The 3359-nt window shown below is 64.6% G+C and carries 2 protein-coding genes and 2 pseudogenes; 3 read left to right on the forward strand and 1 reads right to left on the reverse strand.

Features of this window, described 5'->3' with window-relative positions:
• Positions 1-215 (reverse strand): hypothetical protein (locus VKI00_RS22920; protein ID WP_324441547.1); only part of this gene is annotated, 215 nt, incomplete at its 3' end.
• Between the two features lie 792 nt (positions 216-1007).
• Here VKI00_RS22920 and VKI00_RS22925 point away from each other — a divergent pair.
• The 3 genes and pseudogenes from VKI00_RS22925 to VKI00_RS22935 form a co-directional block, all read left to right on the forward strand.
• Positions 1008-2384, forward strand: coding sequence for an IS30 family transposase (locus VKI00_RS22925; RefSeq protein WP_324441549.1), 1377 nt, complete (start codon positions 1008-1010; stop codon positions 2382-2384).
• Between the two features lie 7 nt (positions 2385-2391).
• Positions 2392-3129 (forward strand): annotated as a pseudogene (locus VKI00_RS22930) (ABC transporter ATP-binding protein); the annotation flags it as partial.
• A 13-nt stretch (positions 3130-3142) separates the two neighbouring features.
• A pseudogene (locus tag VKI00_RS22935) lies at positions 3143-3359 on the forward strand (hypothetical protein); the annotation flags it as partial.

Consider the following 3359-nt stretch of genomic DNA (forward strand, 5'->3'; position numbering starts at 1 on the left):
TGCCCCTGCACGCCGGCGACGGTTTCGAGTGCGTCGTAAAGATTGATGCCGGCGAGAAGTTCGCGCCGCTGCTGAGCGGTCAGCGGCGGGAGCCCGAGCTGCCCGCAGACGACCAGCTGTGGCTGTTTGCCGAAGAACCGCATCAGCTGGGTAATCACGTCGCCTCCCGCGCCGGGCGCCGTCCCGGCCGCGAACTGCTGCACCAACCGAGACACGTCGACGCCTGGCGTCCCCGACACCGGCGGCCGGGGTCGTGCGGGCGACGGCCGGCCCGTGGGCGCGTCTCGTCTCGACGGGCGCCGAGGACGACTCGTTCCTTGACGGCTCTTACTGGACACGTCGACTAGGACCTTCGGTTGTTGAGTAGCTCATCGACCTGACGACTCGACGGCTCGCCACCCTGGTCGCGAACACGGGTGCGCGCGTTCCCGAGTCTAGGTCGCTGGCCCGACATCTATCGAACACTTATTCGGAGACGGGCAGCGTGTCGGCGCCACGCTGCAGTAATCCGCGAGCTCGGGCAGAGCATCTCGACCAGCAGCTGCGCCGACAGCCAAGCATCTGATCCCGACCTGCACGAGGCTGACGTGGTGCTGTCGGACCGCCCAGGGGCATCGTCACCGAGCGACAAGCGGCGCCGCGGCTGACCTGAGCGGGTCGGCGGCTGCTATGGCGCTGATCGCTCCGCGTGCTGCGCATCGCGTTTCGCTTCGTCTGCCGACGGCAGTGGCCCGTGTGGAGATCCCAAGACGTGAGCGATCTTTGACCCCCAGTACCAGCCGTCGTCACCTTCCCCAATGAAGTAATTCCGATAGACGACGTCCCGAAGGCTCTGAGCGTGCCACCGCAACGCGATGCGCTTCGTGGCCCAATCTGAGGATCGGCTGGCCCCCAACGCGACGACGGGATCGAGATCATCACCCTGCCCGGCGACCGGTGGGTGAATTCAACTGGTCGTCGCAACACCTTGAGTATGGAGGTGTCAGATGGGCAGGCCTGCGGGGTGGATGACGACGTTGACTGGGCGGCCGGCGATGCGCTCACCGGGGTGCCCGCCGATTCGTCGTGATGTGGAACGGGCCTTTTGGGTCAAGATCGCTGAGGGGTTGACCAGTGAGGACGCTGCGGTGGCGTGCGGCGTGTCGGGACCGGTCGGCTCGCGGTGGTTCAGGGAGCGTGGCGGCATGCCGTCTATCCAGCTCACTGCACTATCAGGCAGATATCTGTCGTTCACCGAACGCGAGGAGATCGCGTTGCTCAAGGCGCGGGATCTCGGTGTGCGCGAGATCGCCCGCAGGTTGGGTCGATCGCCGTCGACGATCTCGCGCGAGCTTCGGCGTAATGCCGCTACGCGCAGTGGATATCTGGCTTATCGGGCGTCGATAGCGCAGTGGAAGGCTGAGTTGATGGCGCGTCGCCCCAAGCCGGCCAAGCTGGCGGCCAATGCCGCGTTGCGCGGGTATGTGGCCGATCGGCTCGCCGGGATGATCCGCCTGACCGACGGATCGCCGGTACCGGGACCAGCTGCTCCGCACTGGAGGGGCCGCAACAAGGCCCGCCGACAGGACCGGCGGTGGGCCACGGCGTGGAGTCCCGAGCAGATCGCCCACCGGTTGCCGATCGATTTCCCCGATGATGAATCCATGCGGATCTCTCATGAGGCTATCTACCGGTCGCTGTATGTCCAGGGGCGCGGCGCTTTGCGGCGAGAATTGGTGGCGTGCTTGCGGACTGGCCGTGCGCTGCGCGTTCCCCGTGCTCGTGCCCGTCAGCGGGCCAACGGCCACGTCACCGATGAGGTGATGATCAGCGCCCGGCCTGCTGAGGTCGCCGATCGCGCCGTACCTGGGCATTGGGAGGGCGACTTGATCATCGGCTCGGACCGCTCGGCGATCGGCACCCTAGTGGAGCGCACCACCCGCTTCACGATGCTGCTGCATCTGCCGCGGATGGCTGGTTACGGCGTCATCGCGCCGGTCAAGAATGGTCCCGCCCTGGGCGGCTACGGCGCCCACGCCATGAAGCACGCGATCGCCGCCAAGATCACGACACTGCCGCAGTATCTGCTTCAGTCGTTGACGTGGGACCGCGGCAAGGAGATGGCCCAGCACGCTCAGTTGACCATCGACACGGGGTTGCCGGTGTACTTCGCCGATCCGCACAGTCCTTGGCAGCGAGGAACGAATGAGAACACCAATGGGCTGCTGCGGCAGTATTTTCCGAAAGGAACCGACCTATCGCGTTGGGATGCCGACGAGATCGATGCCGTCGCGATGGCTCTCAACAACCGACCTCGCAAGACACTCAGCTGGAGAACACCCGCCGAAGCCTTCAACGACCATCTAATATCGGTTCAATCAGCCGGTGTTGCGACGACCCATTGAACCTGGGGTGTTCGGCTCGATGAGCCTGTATGACAACACCGCTTTCCCGTTGCGTGAGCACACCAGGAAGAAGGAATCCGAGATCCGCAACATCGTGATGGAGAAGCTCGAGCTGGTCGGCTTGGGTGGGGATGAGAACAAGTTCCCCGGCGAGATCTCCGGTGGTATGCGCAAGCGCGCCGGGCTGGCCCGCTCGCTGGTGCTCGACCCGCAGATCATTCTGTGTGACGAGCCGGACTCGGGTCTGGATCCGGTGCGTACCGCTTATCTGTCGCAGTTGTTGATCGACATCAACGCCCAGATCGACTGCACGATCTTGATCGTGACGCACAACATCAACATCGCGCGCACGGTGCCCGACAACATGGGCATGTTGTTCCGCAAGCATCTGGTGATGTTCGGTCCGCGTGAGGTGCTGCTGACCAGCGACGAGCCGGTCGTGCGCCAGTTCCTCAACGGCCGCCGCCTGGGTCCGATCGGCATGTCCGAGGAGAAGGACGAGTCGACGATGGCCGAGGAGCAGGCCATGGCCGACGCCGGTCACCACGATGGGGGTACCGAAGAGATCGAGGGCGTGCCGCCGCAGATCATGGCGACCCCGGGTTTGCCGGAACGGCAGGCCGTCGAACGTCGGCGGGCCCGCGTCCGCGAGATGATGCATACCCTGCCGCCGGCCGCCCAGGAAGCGATCCGCGACGACCTCGACGCCACCCACCAGTACGCGGCTCAACCGTTCGCGAACTAGTCGACCCGTACGCATGCGAGCAGGACGCGCCGCGACCATCGGAAAACACCGTGACGACCTTGACGACGCGACAGATCATCATCGCATCACTGACAGCGAACTCGCGTGGCGGCTGGTTGAAGCTGTTGATTCTCGTTTGGACGACGTCAATCGGAACTCTGTTTATGTCGAATTAGGTTGCGGCGACAACATATCGGCGATCTACCGAGTACTTACCGTCGCGGTGCGCA

Source organism: Mycobacterium sp. (assembly GCF_035314665.1).
Taxonomy (GTDB): Bacteria; Actinomycetota; Actinomycetes; order Mycobacteriales; family Mycobacteriaceae; genus Mycobacterium.

Bases quoted from the DNA above. Each gene is read 5' to 3' on its own strand.
- VKI00_RS22925 (WP_324441549.1), top strand. From the start codon at position 1,008: ATGACGACGTTGACTGGGCGGCCGGCGATGCGCTCACCGGGGTGCCCG.